The sequence below is a fragment of the Algimonas ampicilliniresistens genome (assembly GCF_030159955.1).
In the GTDB taxonomy this organism is placed as follows: Bacteria; Pseudomonadota; Alphaproteobacteria; order Caulobacterales; family Maricaulaceae; genus Litorimonas; species Litorimonas ampicilliniresistens.
This window is the reverse complement of the sequence record NZ_BSNK01000002.1, coordinates 368,874-385,852: the sequence shown is the minus strand read 5'-3', so window position 1 is coordinate 385,852 and position 16,979 is coordinate 368,874. Positions and strand designations below refer to the sequence as shown.

The 16,979-nt window shown below is 57.1% G+C and carries 18 protein-coding genes; 10 read left to right on the top strand and 8 right to left on the bottom strand.

Going from position 1 to position 16,979, the window contains the following annotated elements; translation table 11 throughout:
• Positions 1 to 45 precede the first annotated feature (45 nt).
• Positions 46 to 666 carry a GNAT family N-acetyltransferase gene (locus QQL54_RS09805; RefSeq protein WP_284390140.1) on the bottom strand — a complete coding sequence of 207 codons (621 nt, stop codon included), beginning with the start codon at positions 664 to 666 and terminating at the stop codon, positions 46 to 48.
• Positions 667 to 2,259, bottom strand: a complete 1,593-nt coding sequence (locus tag QQL54_RS09800) for an AbgT family transporter (RefSeq protein WP_284390138.1) — start codon at positions 2,257 to 2,259, stop codon at positions 667 to 669.
• A gap of 117 nt (positions 2,260 to 2,376) precedes the next feature.
• Between QQL54_RS09800 and QQL54_RS09795 the strand changes: the two genes are divergently transcribed.
• The 5 genes from QQL54_RS09795 (at position 2,377) to QQL54_RS09775 (ending at position 7,227) form a co-directional block, all read left to right on the top strand.
• Positions 2,377 to 3,300 carry a DUF3034 family protein gene (locus QQL54_RS09795; RefSeq protein ID WP_284390136.1) on the top strand — a complete coding sequence of 308 codons (924 nt, stop codon included), beginning with the start codon at positions 2,377 to 2,379 and terminating at the stop codon, positions 3,298 to 3,300.
• A gap of 1 nt (position 3,301) precedes the next feature.
• Positions 3,302 to 3,850 (top strand): group I truncated hemoglobin, encoded by a 549-nt coding sequence (locus tag QQL54_RS09790; RefSeq protein WP_284390132.1) that lies wholly within the window; start codon positions 3,302 to 3,304, stop codon positions 3,848 to 3,850.
• Positions 3,847 to 5,727 carry an ATP-binding protein gene (locus QQL54_RS09785; protein WP_284390130.1) on the top strand — a complete coding sequence of 627 codons (1,881 nt, stop codon included), beginning with the start codon at positions 3,847 to 3,849 and terminating at the stop codon, positions 5,725 to 5,727. The genes QQL54_RS09790 and QQL54_RS09785 overlap by 4 nt, the downstream gene beginning before the upstream one ends.
• Positions 5,724 to 6,098, top strand: coding sequence for a cupredoxin domain-containing protein (locus tag QQL54_RS09780; RefSeq protein WP_284390127.1), 375 nt, complete (start codon positions 5,724 to 5,726; stop codon positions 6,096 to 6,098). Before QQL54_RS09785 ends, QQL54_RS09780 begins: the two co-directional genes overlap by 4 nt.
• Before the next feature lie 100 nt (positions 6,099 to 6,198).
• Positions 6,199 to 7,227, top strand: coding sequence for an alpha/beta hydrolase (locus QQL54_RS09775; RefSeq protein ID WP_284390125.1), 1,029 nt, complete (start codon positions 6,199 to 6,201; stop codon positions 7,225 to 7,227).
• A gap of 28 nt (positions 7,228 to 7,255) precedes the next feature.
• Here the strand turns inward: QQL54_RS09775 and QQL54_RS09770 are convergent, their stop codons facing one another.
• Entirely contained in the window at positions 7,256 to 8,233 is a 978-nt protein-coding gene (locus QQL54_RS09770) for an agmatine deiminase family protein (protein WP_284390122.1), read from the bottom strand.
• A gap of 290 nt (positions 8,234 to 8,523) precedes the next feature.
• On the opposite strand from QQL54_RS09770, the gene QQL54_RS09765 reads away from it, so the two are divergent.
• The 3 genes from QQL54_RS09765 (at position 8,524) to QQL54_RS09755 (ending at position 11,224) form a co-directional block, all read left to right on the top strand.
• Positions 8,524 to 9,525 carry a PhoH family protein gene (locus tag QQL54_RS09765; RefSeq protein WP_284390120.1) on the top strand — a complete coding sequence of 334 codons (1,002 nt, stop codon included), beginning with the start codon at positions 8,524 to 8,526 and terminating at the stop codon, positions 9,523 to 9,525.
• 8 nt (positions 9,526 to 9,533) lie between these two features.
• A complete protein-coding gene (locus QQL54_RS09760) occupies positions 9,534 to 10,343 on the top strand; it encodes a TIGR00282 family metallophosphoesterase (protein ID WP_284390117.1) in 810 nt (269 codons plus the stop codon).
• A gap of 74 nt (positions 10,344 to 10,417) precedes the next feature.
• Positions 10,418 to 11,224 carry a hypothetical protein gene (locus QQL54_RS09755; protein ID WP_284390115.1) on the top strand — a complete coding sequence of 269 codons (807 nt, stop codon included), beginning with the start codon at positions 10,418 to 10,420 and terminating at the stop codon, positions 11,222 to 11,224.
• Here QQL54_RS09755 and QQL54_RS09750 read toward each other — a convergent pair.
• The 3 genes from QQL54_RS09750 to QQL54_RS09740 are packed head-to-tail and all read right to left on the bottom strand — an operon-like array spanning position 11,202 to position 12,823.
• On the bottom strand, positions 11,202 to 11,687 hold the full coding sequence (locus tag QQL54_RS09750; RefSeq protein ID WP_284390113.1) for a hypothetical protein: 486 nt from the start codon (positions 11,685 to 11,687) through the stop codon (positions 11,202 to 11,204). The two genes, QQL54_RS09755 and QQL54_RS09750, sit on opposite strands and share 23 nt — an antisense overlap.
• A gap of 3 nt (positions 11,688 to 11,690) precedes the next feature.
• Positions 11,691 to 12,323 (bottom strand): TetR/AcrR family transcriptional regulator, encoded by a 633-nt coding sequence (locus QQL54_RS09745; protein ID WP_284390111.1) that lies wholly within the window; start codon positions 12,321 to 12,323, stop codon positions 11,691 to 11,693.
• Positions 12,320 to 12,823, bottom strand: a complete 504-nt coding sequence (locus tag QQL54_RS09740) for a DM13 domain-containing protein (RefSeq protein ID WP_284390109.1) — start codon at positions 12,821 to 12,823, stop codon at positions 12,320 to 12,322. The genes QQL54_RS09745 and QQL54_RS09740 overlap by 4 nt, the downstream gene beginning before the upstream one ends.
• Before the next feature lie 425 nt (positions 12,824 to 13,248).
• Between QQL54_RS09740 and QQL54_RS09735 the strand changes: the two genes are divergently transcribed.
• Together QQL54_RS09735 and QQL54_RS09730 are read left to right on the top strand one after the other, a co-directional pair.
• On the top strand, positions 13,249 to 14,025 hold the full coding sequence (locus QQL54_RS09735; RefSeq protein WP_284390107.1) for a YebC/PmpR family DNA-binding transcriptional regulator: 777 nt from the start codon (positions 13,249 to 13,251) through the stop codon (positions 14,023 to 14,025).
• Positions 14,026 to 14,062: 37 nt separating this feature from the next.
• Complete coding sequence (locus QQL54_RS09730; RefSeq protein ID WP_284390105.1) at positions 14,063 to 15,418, top strand: MATE family efflux transporter; 1,356 nt, start codon at positions 14,063 to 14,065, stop codon at positions 15,416 to 15,418.
• A 7-nt stretch (positions 15,419 to 15,425) separates the two neighbouring features.
• Here the strand turns inward: QQL54_RS09730 and QQL54_RS09725 are convergent, their stop codons facing one another.
• Together QQL54_RS09725 and ppa are read right to left on the bottom strand one after the other, a co-directional pair.
• Complete coding sequence (locus QQL54_RS09725; protein WP_284390103.1) at positions 15,426 to 16,367, bottom strand: chromophore lyase CpcT/CpeT; 942 nt, start codon at positions 16,365 to 16,367, stop codon at positions 15,426 to 15,428.
• A 58-nt stretch (positions 16,368 to 16,425) separates the two neighbouring features.
• Positions 16,426 to 16,947 carry an inorganic diphosphatase gene (gene ppa, locus QQL54_RS09720; RefSeq protein WP_284390101.1) on the bottom strand — a complete coding sequence of 174 codons (522 nt, stop codon included), beginning with the start codon at positions 16,945 to 16,947 and terminating at the stop codon, positions 16,426 to 16,428.
• Positions 16,948 to 16,979: the final 32 nt, after the last annotated feature.

Here is a 16,979-nt window from a genome sequence, read left to right as displayed (position 1 = left end):
ACAATTGTCTGTTTGCTCAAGTGAAATCGTTCTGCGACTCCGCTATCATTGGGGATACCGCCACATAGTTTCTAGGGGTGGCGCGTCTGGTCGAGCGTAGACGATCTTGTGAGTTTCGAAGCCATGCCCGGCATAGAAGTCATGATTAGCCGGATTGGAGCTTTCCAAATAGATTGGCAGTCCCGCTCGATCGGCGGCGCGTAGCAGCGGCGACAAAAGTTGATGGCCAAATCCTTGGCCTTGTGCATCTGGGGTCACGCCAATGGTGAAGAGGTAGAGGTGCGGTTCAGTCGGTTTATTGGCTTTCATAGCCCTGTCAGCAGCCGCAGCCCGGCGCACAGCTCCAATGCCCCCATAACGCAATAAGATCATGATCAGGCCTGGCATTGCGCGCATCGGAATATCGGTTGAGCGACCGCCCAGTGTTTTGGGTAGCATCCACATGGCAGCTGCCTGCTCTCCAATCCGGTGACAAAGACCATGCGGTAGGTAGGTGTGAGCCGCCTCAACATGAAAAGTCGGTCGCATCGCGTTCGGCTTGCCAAAGACCCATAGGTTGAAAGGGTCTTTGGCAAAAGCTTTGGCCGTGATCTCAGCGAAGAGGCGAGCCTCTCCGCGCTGTCCGGTTGAGATCTTCGCGGGTAGGGTGGGAAGATCGAAAACCATTTAACCTGGCAGCGTATAACCAATCGGCGCGCCCGGTCCCAAATCGATGCCAAGGAATATCCAGAGCATCATCAAGATAACGCCCGTGACCATCAGCCAGATCGAATAGGGGATCATCATCGCGGTCAGGCTGCCAATGCCGAAACCCTTCTGCCAACGCTGGGCGAAGATCAGGATGAGCGGGAAATAGACCATCAGCGGCGTGATGATATTGGTCGCGCCGTCGCCAACGCGGTAAGCGGCGGTTGCGCCTTCGGGCGAAATCCCCAGCAGCATCAACATTGGCACCAAAACGGGGGCAAGCAGCGCCCATTTGGCGCTGGCTGAGCCGACAAACAGGTTGAGGAAGCCAGCAAAGATCACGATCAGGCCAAGCGCCAGTGGCAGCGGCAGGCCGCTAGCTTTGATGCCGTTCGCGCCGTGTACGGCGGTAATCAGCCCCAGATTGGACCAGTTAAACATGGCGACGAAATGGGCGGCGGCGAAAGCCAGCACCAGATAATAGCCCATATCCTTCATCGCTTCGGCCATCATATCGACCAGATCGCGGTGATTTTTGATCGACCCGGCAGCGCTACCATAAGCCCAACCTGCGGCGAGGAAGAGGATCATGAACCCGGCGACGAGGGAGCGGAAAAACGGGGTCGCGGTGACATACCACGCTTGACCCGGTGTCGCCGTTTCATCCGCTAGGAGCGGCGTGCCCGGTGCGAAGGTCATAACAGCCCAGAGCGCACAGACGGCCAAGATGGCAAGACCCGCGCGGCGCAAGCCTTTGCGTTGTGCGTCTGTAAGCGGCTTGTCTTCTTCGCCATATTCGGCGGCTTGGCGCTCATCCGGCACCCATTTACCAAGACGGGGCTCAATAATTTTGTCGGTCACAAACCAGATGACAGGGAGATAGATCACCATCAGTGCGGCGATGAACCACCAATTGCCCGCAATGTTCATGGTCCAGTTGGGATCAAGGCCCGACCCGTCAACCGCGGCTTCGGTAATGCCAAACAGCAACGCATCGAGTTGTCCCGGTGAGATATTGGCGGAGAACCCGCCCGACACACCGGCAAAGGCGGCGGCAATCCCAGCCAACGGATGACGTCCGGCCGACGCAAACAAAATGGCGGCCAGTGGGATCATCACCACATAACCCGCATCCGCCGCATGGTTGGACAACATGGCGACCAGCGCCACGACCGGGGTGAGCAGGAACAGCGGCGCGCCGCGTACGGCTTGGCGAATACCTGCGGCAAATAGTCCGGATCGTTCCGCCACGCCCGCACCCAACATCACGACCAACACATAGCCGAGCGGATGGAAGTGGGTGAAGGTCTTGGGCATCTCGACCCAGAGACGTTGAATGTTCTCAGCCGAAAGCAGCGAAGCCGATTTGATAATAACGGGCGATCCATCCGCTGTGACTTGCGTCGGATGATCCGCGGTCAGGCCCAATAGGGCAACCACGACTGAAATCGCGACCAACACTAAGATCAAATAGAAGAAGATAAAAACGGGATCAGGCAGCTTATTGCCGGACCGTTCGACCCAGGCGAGAAACCCTTTAGCGTCGGATGTGTCAGCGGTTGTGTCAGTCATGGATCGCTCGGAATAGTTATCGGAGTTCACCGCGCTCTTAATCGCGTCGATCCGCCAGAGACAAGACATTCTTAAGGTCAGCTATTTATTCCAGCCCTCGTCATTGAGGAGAGCTGGGTGACCATCAGATCGATTTCATTGGACCGGACTCGCTATCGAGTGGTCCGACCGATTGCCATCGCCATTAACCTGCTGGCGTGTGTAAGCCTGTCTGCCTGCGCGAACAGCTCTCTGCCAAGTCCGGATAAGGGTCGCTTGCTCGCCACAGGTGGGGTTAGTCAGGTTGAAGGGGCGGGCGGTAGTGGGCTGTCCAATTGGGCTACGATTACCGGTTACGGATCGAGCGATAGTTACGGCGCGACGGCGTTCCACACACGCGCGAAACTGAACGATTTCGATCTTGAAGTGACTGGCGCGGCCATTGGGGCGGGCAATCGGGTCGAGATTTCTTATGCGCGGCAGACGTTTGATACGGGCGATACGGGGCCAAAACTCGGCCTGCGTCAGGGGTATAAATTTCATCAGGACATTGTCGGCGCCAAGGTACGCGTCGCGGGCGATCTGGTCTTTGATCAAGATAGCCTCATGCCACAGATCGCGGTCGGCGCGCAGTTCAAGAAATCGGCCAATGGCGATCTGGTCAAAGCGCTCGGCGCGAGCAGTCATTCCGGCGTCGATTTTTACGCAACCGCGACCAAATTGATGCTCGATAAAAACTTGTTGCTCAGTGCGTCACTGCGCGGGACCAAAGCCAATCAACTGGGCCTACTCGGTTTTGGCGGTCCCAATCAGGATGGCTATTCGGCGCAGTTCGAAGGCTCAGCCGCCTATATGCTGTCGCGCGATCTGGTCGTCGGCGCAGATTACCGAACCAAACCGGACAATCTGGCCTTCGCAGCAGAGGGTGATGCCAAGGTCGCTTTTGTGGCTTGGTTTCCGAACAAGTCACTCTCCTTAACGGCGGCGGCCGTCGATATGGGCGAGATCGCCCTTCAAGGTCGACAGACGGGGTTTTACGGCTCCGTCCAACTAGGATTCTGATATGATGAAACCCGCTATTCAGGCTTTGCTTCTAGGCGCGTCCCTAACTCTGTCTCTAACGCTACCCCTGCAGGCGTCGGACAAGACTAAGTCCACACTCTATGATGATCTTGGCGGCAAGCCGGTCATGGATAAGGTCATTGCGGATATGCTCGATCTGGCGCTCGCCGACCCGCGCATGGCTCCGATCTTTGTGGACTCGGATATGGAACGGCTGGAAAAACTGATCATCATCCATACCTGCCATATTGCCGATGGTCCCTGCGATTATGATGGGCAGGATATGCGCCGCGCCCATGATGGGCTCGGCATTCGCACCCTCCATTTCAACACGCTGGTGGAAAACCTTCAGCAAGCGATGGATGATCAGGATATTCCGTTTCGAACTCAGAACCGCTTTTTGGCACGGCTCGCCCCAATGCATGATGACGTCACTGAACGCTCACCTGTTCCGCCGCGCACGACAAAAGCGGACAGTTATTCAGTCGCTCCGATCACCCGGATGGGCCCCGATCAAGACCCTGAAACCCCATCAGAAGCGAGTCCGTGATCCGGAGCCCGTTCAAATTTCTGGTTTCGGTCAAGGCGAAGCTCTTCGCTGGGTTTTTGGCGATGACTCTGCTGATCGCCGGACTCGGCGGTTATGCGCTATTGTCGATTGATAATGCCGGTCAGGTGGTAACGGATACGTTTGACCGCCCCCTGATGGCCGTCAACTTTGCGCGCTCTGCGGGCCAGACTTTCGCGGCGCTTGAAATTGAAACTCTGCGACCCTCAGATGTGGATAATCCGCAAGCTGAATTTGATCGGCTTGTCACGCAGTTTCGTGAAGACCTTGAGGTTGCGCGCGCCCGGTCCATAGCCCCGCGCGCCGAGAGTTTTTTTGATGATATCGTGAGTGATTTCTCGTCTTGGGAAATAAGCGAACGCGCGCGTCTCGGTCAAACAGGAACGGCACAGCTCAATGCCGCGCTTTCAAACGATATCGAAGAAAATCTCGATATCGTCATCGAGCTGCAAACCAATCAGAGCTTTCGCAATCGCGAACAGGCTATCTCCACCATGGCGCGGGTTCGGCGATTCAGCCTAATCGCCGTCGCCACGGCGCTCATCTTGACCCTCGGCCTGACGGCTTGGATCGCGATGACCATTGTTCGCCCGCTGAAGGCGGCGGCGGGTGCGGCGGCCCAAATTAGCGCGGGTCGATTGGACGTGATGATCCCCAAAGGGGGTGAGGATGAAACTGGGCAGCTGCTAAAATCGATGCGGTCCATGCAGACCAATATCCGTGACCGCATGGCGCAAGAACAGGATTTGCGGACTTTGGCGCAACATCGTTTGGCGGACTCGCTAGAAAACTCCAAAGACGGCGTGCTTTTGACCGATATTGATGGCCGCATCATAGTGGCCAACCCCGGCGTCGGTCAGCTGTTTCAAAACCTGTCTGAGCAGCCCTTAGTCGGACAAATGTGCGGCACGCTGTTCGCCGCAGATGGCGTCCCGGTTGCCCTCAATCAAGACGGACCGCAACAAAGCGGCGAGTTCCAACTGGATGATGGGCGCTGGTTACGCGTCAACGCGTCCGCCACACGCGAAGGTGGGCGATTATTTATCTGGAGCGATATTACGGAGTCCAAACAACGGACCGAGCATTTACGCCAAGCCCGTGATGCTGCCGAAGCGGCCAGCCGCGCGAAAACGATGTTTATGGCGGCGATGAGCCATGAGCTTAACACACCGCTCAATGCGATTGTCGGTCTGTCTGATATGTTGCAGCTGGAATATCGCAAGCCGGGCCGCGATCCGAGCCATGCTGATATGGCCGGACTGATTTCACAAAGTGGTAGCCATATTGCACAAATTGTACGGGATGTGTTGGAGATCGCCAATGATGATACAGAGGTGATCGACCCTGCGACCTTGTCGACTGTCGACCTTGGCAAGGCTGTCGATCAGGCTGTCTCTGGCGTTCGCGACCTCGCGGCGCAAACTGGGGTTCGTCTCATTTGGACCAAACCTAGCCGCGTGCAGTGTGTGCAAGGCGACGCGTTGGATTTGAAGCAGCTTGCCGCCAAGCTGCTTGACAATGCGGTGAAGTTCAATCGCTCTGGCGGCGCGGTGAAAGCTCAACTCTCTGAAACACAGACAGGCCAGATCCGGCTCGACATCATTGATACCGGCATTGGAATTGATCCGAAGAATTTTGATCACATTCTGCAACCGTTCCAGCAGGTCGACGAAGGTTATAGTCGAGCTGTGGATGGGACCGGTCTTGGCCTCAGTATCGTTGACCGTATCGCCAAACGTCACGGCGCAGAGCTCAAAATCCAATCTGCGCTCGATAAGGGTAGCGTGTTCAGTGTGATTTTCCCTCGATCCAGTTCCATGACTGAAACTCCTCACCAGACTGAAAGCCATGCCGCATGACCCGTTTTCCGACCCATCATTTCAGACTTGGTAATTTTGGACTTGGCTCGACCGGCGCCAAGGCGCTTCTGATTTCTCTGATCGCTTTTCCCGCGGGCGTTTTGGCCCAGTCTCAGGACGTCATCACCATCTCTCAGAAAAAGCGGAAATATGCGCCGGGGGCCGTCACAATTAAGACAGGCGATAAGCTGCGGATCGTCAATGATGACATCTTCCTGCATCACGCCTTCATTGATGAGGAAACGATGACATTCGATTCCGGCTCTATGGAGGAAGGTGAAACGCGGGACATCGAATTTACCGCCGCAGGTAGTTTTCAAGTGCGTTGCGCCATCCACCCGAAAATGCGACTTGATGTAACGGTTGAATAAGTCGCCTAAGTCGCCACGGCTCATCACAATTCACAGATTGGATAGTCAGCCCGTCTCGGATATGACTGCCCGCTGATCTTACCGAAGCCGGAGTCGCCCCATGTCTAAATTCCTTCACTGTCACAAACCCGTAAAGTCTATTTCAGGCTTGTTGATAGGGGCGATGTTGGCGGCCTGTAGTGCGGAGACTTCAGTCTCTGCGAGCAACGATACGGATGCAGCGGATCCTGTTCAGGCAGAGGCTGCGACACCAATAGCAAAGGCCGAACGCGACCTGTTCGTTAACGGCTTGGCGGGGACTTTCTTGGGTGCGGGGGATAATGCGCCTGTTGTGCTGATTGTCCCGGGCTCGGGTCCAACGGACCGAGACGGCAATAGCGCCCAAGGCATCCGCACAAATGCCTATCGGCAGTTGGCAGAGGGGCTGAATGCCGAGGGTATTTCGTCCCTGCGGGTCGATAAGCGCGGCATGTATGCCAGCTTTGAAGCGGGCGATCCGAACGCCGTGACGGTCGATCTATATGCGCAGGATTATCGGGATTGGGTCGCACTATTGCGAGAAGAGACGGGTCGCGACTGTGTTTATCTACTGGGCCATTCGGAGGGCGGCACGATGGTGTCGGCCACGGCGGCACAATATTCAGACGGTATTTGCGGCTTGATCCTGCTCGCGGCGCCCGGACGACCCTATGCTGATCTGCTGAGGGAACAGTTGCAGGCCAATCCGGCCAACGCACCGATCTTGGCTCAAGCTTTGCCAGCAATAGCCAGTCTTGAGGCCGGCGAAACGGTCGATCCGAGCGGGTTTCACCCAGGCTTGCAGGGCCTGTTCAATCCGGCGGTACAGGGCTTTCTGATCTCCGTCTTTGCTATTGATCCGGCGGAATTAGTTCGCGAGGCGGGACTGCCGACCTTGGTGGTACAAGGTGTGAATGACATTCAGGTGTCTGTCGCGGATGCGGAGCGTCTGGCCGATGCAGGCGGGACGCTGACGCTGCTACCCGGCGTCAATCACGTGCTCAAAACCTCGCCCGAAGATCGGGCCGGAAACCTGGCGACCTATGGCAATCCAGACCTGCCTTTGGCGGACACTGTAATCCCGTCCATCGTCGATTTCATTGAGAACTGAGCTAGACTCTGAACTAAACTATGCGCGCTCAGCGATCTGAGAGATAGGTTTTTAAGCGCGCGGCGGGCTCGCCGCGAAGCTGCCAACTCATACAGCGGACCCCGCCGCCCATGCGGCAAACTTGGGAGGACTGCACCGGGATGACTTCCCGGTCGGTCCACCGTCGCAACTGTTCCAGCGCCTCGTGATCCTCAGCAATGCCGAATTGCGGAAAATAGATCCGCTGCGGTGTGACCAGCATATTAGTGTAGAGGCCACAGGCCGACCCAAACCGCACGTCATAGATGTCGCTGCCATCATAGGGGGTGACGATTTCGTGGATGGCTACACCGGGCAGGCCAGCCCGTAAGTCAGCCTTCAGCGTGTCCGCATAGGCCGCGTCCTCAGGATAACGATTAATGACGAGTTGGTTCGGGCCGATAAAAGCGACCACCCCGTCCGCATGTTCCAACCCGCCTTGCTCATCGGCTTCGATGAATGCGATATGGTTGGCTCCTGTCGTCTCGCGAACGGCGACCCGGCCTTCATTCTCGGACAGTTGGTTGTCGCGCAGAAATTTGCGGCTCAGCACGACGCGTCCCGCATAGTCATCGACGAAATTCCCGCCATCATTGATGAGCGTGCTTTCGGGAAGCTTGAGGCTTGCCGCCTGCAACATATCCTCAAGTTCAGACTGAACAAACTTGGCTTCCCGACGACCTGTGCGCCCGCCACCTTGTCCGGCGGGGGAATAGCGCATGGTTACAGGGTTTACGGCGTTGAGCGGTGTGAAGTCCCGCATCCAAATGTCAGCCATCGGAATAAGAGCCACGCGGTCGTCCCCCAAGGCGTCGACATAACGGGCATGAAGATTGGGTCCGCTTAGAACGATAACATCGTCATGCGCACTGATCGCTTCGGCATAGCGAATATGGAACGCGACAATGTCCTCCTGAACGGCGTCATAATATCCATCCGGTCCCGGCGCGGCGAGAATGATAAGTTCGCGGTCGGTGTCTGTGCTCACTGCGGCGCTGTCATGGGTTTGCCTATCATGGGCCTGCATTAAGTCGTCCTTTCCGGGGGCCGCGTCTACGGGACTGCACCCGATCAGACAGAGCCCGAATGCAGCCCCGGCACATATTTGAACGGGTTGCTGAAGCCAGCAACCCAATCGTGAGTGTGTTCGCCGCATGTGCCCCTCCGTCATGCCGATCCCGTAACATAATCTATTGCTGCCTCGGGCCGCAAAGATCGATTCACCGCTTTCTGATCAACGGCCTCGCAATTTCTGGCGGTCGTGACTAAGGCTCAACTGTGAGCAAACAGACAGATATTCTCGAATTTTCCGATGCCGAGCTGGTGCGCAAACTATGTGGGCCGAACCATACGAATTTGGCGCTGATTGAAAGCGCCTTTGACGTCTATATCGAAGCGCCGGGCAGTGCGGTCCATATTAATGGCGACACGCCGAGCCGTGCGCGCGCCGGTGAACTGGTCAAGGAAATCTACCAGCGGCTGGAACGTGGCTGGCCGTGCGGCCCGTCCGATATTCGCGCGCTGATCCGCGCGATGGGTCAAGGCAAGGTCAAAGCGGCCAGCGCCGAAGCGATCATCCCGTTTCCGCGTCGCTCGCCTATCGTGCCAAAAACGCCGCGCCAGGAAAAATTCATCCATGCCATGCGTGATGACACAATCACCTTTGGCGTGGGGCCCGCCGGCACAGGCAAGACTTTTCTGGCCACGGCTTACGGTGCCTCTCTGCTGGCGCGCGGTGAGGTCAATAAATTCATCGCCTGCCGGCCCGCAGTCGAAGCCGGGGAACGACTTGGCTTTCTGCCCGGCGATTTGAACGAAAAGGTTGACCCCTATATGCAGCCGATCTGGGATGCGCTGCATATGGTGTTGGGCCGCGATGAGGTCGATCGTCGTCGCGCTGCAGGCGATATCGAAGTGGCGCCGCTGGCTTTCATGCGTGGCCGGACTTTATCGGACGCATTTGTTGTGATTGACGAAGCACAGAATGCAACGGTGCCGCAGATGAAAATGGTTCTGACGCGCCTTGGCGAGCGCGCCAAATATGCCGTCACGGGCGATCCGACGCAGACCGACTTGCCCAATGGACAGCCGTCCGGCTTGGCTCACGCGCTGCATATTCTCGACGGGATCAAAGGTATCAGCCAAATCCATTTCAAGGCGGCGGATGTGGTTCGTCACCCGCTGGTCGGGAAAATCGTCGACGCCTATGAGGCCGAGTTTTCGCGCCCGACTGACGGTCTGGACAAGACGCTGGCTCGTAGCGCCAACTCAGACGGTTAGTCCGGGTCATGCGGCTCGCTTTTTTTGGGGATGTTGTCGGACGGGCGGGACGCAAAGTTGTGTCCGATCATCTGCCGCGCCTGCGCAAACAACTCAGCTTGGACGCCGTTATCATTAACGCCGAGAACGCAGCGGGTGGTTTTGGCATAACGGCGGGAACGGCAGAACAATTATATGAGGCCGGGGCGGACGTCCTGACGCTTGGCAATCACAGTTTCGATCAGCCGCAGGGAATGGGCCTCATTGAACGCGATGGACGCATTCTACGTCCTGCCAACTATCCGGCCGGGACGCCGGGACGCGGCGCTAATCTCTATGACGTGAATGGCTATCAGATGCTGGTCGTCAGCCTGCATGGCCGGGTCTTTATGGATAGTCTGGATGATCCATTCCAAGCGGCGGAACGCGAATTGGCCGCCGCCCCGCTGGGTGAAGTCGCGGATATTGTCGTTGTTGACATGCACGCCGAAGCCACGAGCGAGAAAAATGCGATGGGCTATTTCTGCGATGGTCGCGCGTCACTGGTGATCGGCACGCACCAACATGTCCCGACAGCAGACACGCGCATTCTACCGCAAGGCACGGCCTATCAGACCGATGCGGGTATGTGCGGCGATTATAACTCCATCATCGGCATGGAATTGGATGAACCCATGCGCCGCTTTACCACCCGGATGCGCTCTGCCCGGTTCGAACCCGCCACCGGTCCTGCGACCTTGTGCGGCATTTTCGTCGAGACCAATGCCAAGGGTCTAGCCGTCCGCGCCGAGCCGATCCGCGTTGGTGGACAGTTGGCCGAGCAGGTGCCGGACGTCTAAGGTGAGCGCCAAGTGAACCACATCTGGCCGTATCTTCACTTGCAGATCTGGCCAGCGTTGGCGAAGATCATGACATGAGCTTCAAACTGACATGCGCGGCACTTCTAGTTGCCAGTTCGGCGATCGCGGCCCCGGCTCAAGCCGAAGATATTTTCGACATTCTGGCGCGCGAAGCGGCCATGGACCAAGCCGAGCCCCCCGCCTTTGTGCCCTATCGCCACACGGTTGATGTGATCGTATCTGGATCCAAGGGCGACACAATACATGCCCCGCTCGCAGCTAAGCTCCGCATCGATCCCTCACAGCCCCCCGGTGAACGGGTCGTTATTCTAGAACAGACCGAAGATGCGCGCGGGGAGATGGAAAAAGCGCTGCGCGAAATGATCGAGGAGATTGAAGGTGAGGACCGCACGCCAGCAGCGCAGGCGCAAAGCTTCTGGTGTAACCCAGGCGGGGCCTTGCCGACGCCCGAAGATTTTGCGGTCGTCGCAGAGACGGACACGATCGCGCGTTTGCGCCCAACGCCTGAACGGATGGTGTCGCTATTTATGCAGACCGGAGACAGGGAGCTGGACAGCAAAGAACGCAGCATGGCTAAGAAGCTCGTCGACCGGCTAGAGGGTGAGCTGGTTTATGACAAGCCGTCCGGGAAAATAGCGTCAGCGTCTTTTCACATTACCCGCCCTATGACGGTGCTGCTGATCGCAAAGATCAAGCAGATGAAACTGGAACAGGGCTGCACGATCGCCCCGAACGGGCACCCCTATGTTTCCAACTTCTCAATGAATGTCGACGTGAAGGCGCTGGGCAAAGAGATCACTAATAATATGGCGATCACGGTGAGCGAGTTAGAGCCGATCAGTCAGCCTGCACCGGGCTAAACAGACTAAACGGTCGACGGATCAGACCGATCAATGTGTCGCGGCGTAGCCACAGCATGATAATCTGAGACGCCCAAACAGCAACCGCTGCCATAAACAGTCCGCCCCCATCATTATTGGGATCGATGCCGAGCGGCGTGAAGAGATGGAAGCCGACAGCCCCCGTCATTACGCCCAACGCGACTAAATTGCCCAGCACGCCAAATTTGATGAAGCGTGAGAACAGGCCGATCAGGAGCAGGGCGGCGGCAACCAGCTCTGCCGAGCCGATGACATATTGCGAGAATATGCCGGTCTTGTCGAAAATGCCGTCCGCGCCGAGCCCCGTCGCCCACCCATCGAGACGCCCGAAGATTTCTTGCGTGTTGGGGTGGTCAGTAAACTTGTAGCGCAGACTGTCGAGAAAGATCGCGGCGGAGAACAGGGTCAGCCCGATCGGCAGATATTTTTTGATGAGGGACATGGGTCAGTCACTTTCGAGCAAACGTCGAACGGCGTCGACGAGCATGATGCGCACGGAATCGAATTCGGCGCGTGTGGGTTTCATGCGGCTGCGAATGCGCAGACCAACATAAGTTGTAAGCGAGAGCCGGGCGGCATCGCGAATGATTGTGTCCGGCGCGGTGGGCGCATGACGTCGGAATAGAGCGGTCATCCCGGCTTCGAGTTTGGCAAAGCCGTCACCAACCAGCGTGTCGATATCCGGGGCTCGGCCTAACCCATCCGCGGATGTATTGCAGAGAAAGCATCCGCGCGTGTCATCCCGGCCATGCACATCGTCGGCGGGTCCACGGAGTAGCTGATCCAGTTTTTCCATCGGATCGGCTTCATCGTCTGCAGCGAGCCAGTCGGCCCCCGCTTGCACGGTTGACTTATGGTAGCGGGTGAGCGCCTTGCGGAAGAGGTCATCCTTGCCGCCAAAACTATTATAAAGCGACGATTTCGACAGGCCGGTGGCCGACGTGATGTCAGAGATTGATACCCCGTCATAGCCCCGCGCCCAGAACAAGTCGGCCACCTGCTCTTCGACTCGGTCTGAGTCGAAGAGGGCGGGGCGACCTTTAAGTCTGGATGCCTGTGGTGTCGTCACTGAGTTCATGAAACGTCTGCGCCGCCCCAAAGTTTAGAGAAAGCCTCACAATGGACGAGGACAGAGTTGAAGTCGGTCAAGTTCACACCTTCGGGTAGGATATACTCTTGAGCGCCCTTATTGGATTGTAGCGCGCCCAAACGGACGGCGTCCGTAGTGGCGTTGTCACCCGTGGCGTTCGCGATGTCATGTTTCGATAGGAAGACTTTCAGGTCCGGACCTTTTTTAGTTTTGAAGTCGTCCGAGAACACAATCACGGTGCGGTTGCCACGTTGCTCGACAGTGACGGAGCCTTTCAGCGCGTAAGTTTTCTTTTGAAAGCTGACGGGTTGGGCGTCGGCTTTAGCCATTTGAACCACGGCGGCTGGCGCTTCTGCGGCATAAGCCGAGCCAGAAAACATGGTCGTGGCGCAGAGCGCTGCGCCAAGCGCGGCGACAGGGTAGATAACGCCGATAGCCGCCAGAGTGGCGAGGCGGGCTTTTGCGGGGGGTGAGGCTTTAAGAGTCATTGTCTGGGTCCTTGTGACGGGGATGAGTGAAAAGGTCTAGGCTAGGCGTAGAGCCCGCCGCCGGAGTGCAGCAGCAGGCAGGCGAGAGTGATCGTGATCCCGCCCAACAGGGCAAAGGTGATCAAATGAGACAGTGTGTGGCTCTCCGACATGATGCGCTCTCTTTTCATTTCGATTGAACCCCAGCCGACTTTTGTTCGGTCTGGGCGCCGGGCGATGTCGCCTGACAAAGCCCTAAGACACGATATGGACCGATCATTCCAGTAACGTCTTTTCACAGCGCATCACAGGCGTGTGAGCGTAAGGAGAGATAATCTCGAGATTGGGAGAGGCGAGATCGGGCGGTTCGCTTGTCTTGCCGCCGCGTCGTCATCCCGCTAGAGGGACGCAACTCCGAACAAGACTGATTAAGAACGAGGTTCCCCATGGCCGGCCATTCCAAATGGGCCAATATCCAGCACCGCAAAGGTCGCCAGGATAAGTTGCGCTCCAAGCTGTTTTCTAAACTTGCCAAAGATATCGCTGTGGCCGCTAAAATGGGCGGTCCGGACCCAGACATGAATCCGCGTCTGCGTTTGGCGATCAATAACGCCAAGGGCCAATCCATGCCCAAGGACAATATCCAACGCGCTGTCGATAAAGGCGCAGGCGGTGAAGGCGCGGATTATGAAGAGCTTCGCTATGAAGGCTTTGGCCCGGGCGGCATTGGCTTCATCATTGAAGCCTCCACGGACAATACGAACCGTACAGCGATGGAAGTGCGCACGGCCTTTTCCAAAAATGGCGGCAATCTGGGGGAGACGGGTTCTGTCGCCTACATGTTCGATCAGATCGGTAAAATTGAATATCCGCTCGACATCGCGGACGAAGACACGGTGATGGAAGTGGCTATCGAAGTTGGCGCAGATGATGTCGAACATGACGAAGCGTCTGATGATCAATGGGACGAATATGAGCCCGTACACACCATCTATACCCAACGTGATGATCTGGGCGAAGTGGCGTCAAACCTCGAAGCAAAATTTGGCGAAGCGAAATCGGTCAACCTCGTCTGGAAAGCCCAGAACGACATTGATAACCCGGATCTTGCCGCGCAAGTGATGCGGATTAACGATGCGCTCGAAGATCTCGATGATGTGTCATCCGTCTTCCATAATTTCGACATGACAGAGGAAGCGGCGGCGAAGCTGGACGCGGAATAGGTGACGACCTGCTCATGATCTGGGGCGGTAAATAATCATGACCGCCACATCTCAGCCTGTGACGGCTCAGCCGCTCACGGCGAGGGCCGTGTTTAATCAGAGCTGGCCGATAATGTTGGCCAATGCGGCTGCGCCGGTCGTCGGCTTGGTAGATACGTTGGTAATTGGCCGCTTTGTCGGCACGCAGGCGCTGGCCGGAATTGGGCTTGGTGCGGTGATTTACGGCATCGTCTATTGGGGCTTCGGCTTTCTTCGCATGAGCACGGCGGGTCTCGCCGCTCAGGATGACGGCGCCGGGAACGTGGCGGGCGTGCAGGGCCATATTTTGCGCGCTATTCCGCTCGGCCTGCTCATCGGGTCACTCGTTTTCGTGCTGCAGCTCTTGCTGTTGCCCGCTGCTTTCGCCGTCTTTACGGCGTCGCCTGAATTGGAAAGCTCTGCCGCGACCTATATTCAAGCGCGTCTATGGGGGCTGCCCGCCACGCTCGGTACCATTGCCTTAATGGGCTGGTTTGTCGGGATTAGCCGGGCGGGTTTGGCACTACAGCTTCAGATCGTCCTCAATCTGGTCAATATCATCCTGTCGCCACTCTTCGTCATCGTCTTTGGGGCGGGACTTTACGGCGTCGGTCTGGCCTCCGCCGTGGCCGAATGGGCGGGTTTCCTGATGGGCCTGATGTTAATGCGACGCGAGTTCGTCCGGCGCGGCGGTTTGCAGCCTGGAGTTATCACGCGCGCCAACTTGCTGGACCCGACCCAGTTAAAGCGACTTGGGATTGCCAATTCGAATATATTCGTGCGCACTCTGACCTTGACGCTGGGCTTCAATTTCTTCGGTAATGCAGCCGCCAGCGAAGGCTCGCTGTTCATGGCGGCCAACCACATCCATATGCAGCTCATCACCATGAGCGCGCTTGTCCTCGATGCTTTTGCTCATACGGCAGAAGCGGTGACGGGGGCCGCGTATGGGGCGCGAGACCGCAAACGGTTTAACCGGGCGGTGCAACTCACGACGAAATTTTCGGCGCTATTTGCCATTCTCATCGGCGCAGTCATCTGGCTCGGCGGACCCTTGCTGATCGATCTGCTGACGGTGGATCCGGCTGTGCGCGACATGGCGCGGACCTATTTGCCTTACGCCGCGCTTGCGCCCGTGATCGGTTTTGCCGCCTATCAAATTGACGGCATCTTTATCGGCACGACCCGCACGGCGGAAATGCGCAATGCGGGGTTGGTGGCGGTCGCGCTCTATATTGGTGCGCATTTCCTGATCGTGCCTCGCTTTGGCGCCGCCGGGATTTGGCTTGCCTTCCTATTCTACTATGCCGTTCGCGCGCTAACGCTGGCGATCTATTACCCACGCATCACCGCGCATTTGAACCAAGACGTTTGAACGCGGCTTAGCTATTTTCTGAATAGAGCGTATCGGGCGCGTGACGACAGCTTAGCCGATCTGGGCCGACATCAATCGCCAGAGTCTCAGCGTCATGATCAGCCAGAACGGTTAAATCACGGCGGCCGATCATCGAGACCGTCAGACGTAACCCGACAGCTTCCCCAGCTTCATCGGCCTGATTGAGCCGCTCCAATTTTATGTGGTAACCTAGCGCTTTGGACATGCCGCCTTGGTCGTGAAGCCAAGCCGCGCCCTTGCCGTCTTCGCATATAAAGGGCCGAGCCTTGAGCGACATGTTCGGCGTCGTCCCGCGCATCCCGAACAGATAATCGCCCGACAGGCTCAAGCCTCGATCTGCGAACCAGATTTGATCCTCCATCAGGGTCAATGTCTCGTCGAGAACAATCTCTTGGCCGAAGGCTTTGGAATTGAACCGGCATGCGCCAGGTTTCAACCGCCCGACAAAACGGCCGTCTTCAAGCTGCCAGAAGAGGTCACAACCCTCCCAGACAGTGAAATCCTCGAGTGTTAATCCGGCTAAGCGAGATGGGTTGCGATAGGCCCCTTTCAGCGCGTCGGCATCTTTGGGGACATGCACGCGTAGTCGAAACGCATTTTCAGCCTCATCGAGGGTGAAGGTATAGAGGCGTTGGCGATAAACTTTGGCTGGATCGCCGTCGCGATATTGATGCGCTAGGAAAACCGTCTCACCAAACGCTGGCAGTTCGACCTGACGGAAGATCGAATGGCGACGATAATTCCGCTCTGCCTCAGCGGTGCCCTCCCGCGTGTCGCGGAGGACTTGCGCGGCGCTGTCATAGCGGCCCGGAAACCAGTCTAGAAATAGAGCAAGTTGATCCTCGAGCGGCGTCCGCTCGACGGGGTTCGATGTGGCACAGCCTGCAAAGACAAGCGCGCTGGCAATGAAACTAACCCAATGGCGCATTGACGGCCTCCTAAGGCCGAGATGTCACGAATAGGGTCGTTTCGGCAAGCGAAGGCGTTTAGGCCGCCGCAATTCCGCTGGCGATCAACTCGCGCGCCTTGTCGAGATCACCCCAGCCCAGCACTTTGACCCATTTGTCGGGCTCAAGGTCTTTATAATGAGCGAAGAAATGCGGGATCCGATCCTGCAGGACTTGTGGTAGATCGCGATAGGTCTCGATCTGGTCGTAATAGCGTGTCAGTTTGGGATGCGGCACGGCAACGATCTTTTCGTCCAGCCCGGCTTCATCTTCCATCATCAACACGCCGACAGGCCGCGCCCGGACAATGCAACCCGGCATCAATGCGCGCTGGCCGACAACCAACACATCTGTCGGGTCGCCATCATCGGACAATGTGTGCGGGATAAAGCCATAATTACAAGGGTAACGCATGGATGTGTAAAGGAAGCGGTCCACGAACATGGCGCCGCTGGCTTTATCGAGTTCATATTTGATCGGCTCGCCGCCGAGCGGGACTTCGATCACGACGTTGATGTCATTGGGCGGATTTTCACCGGCAGGAATGGCGGATAGGTTCATGATGCGGCGCTCTATTTTATAAGTCTCGGCGG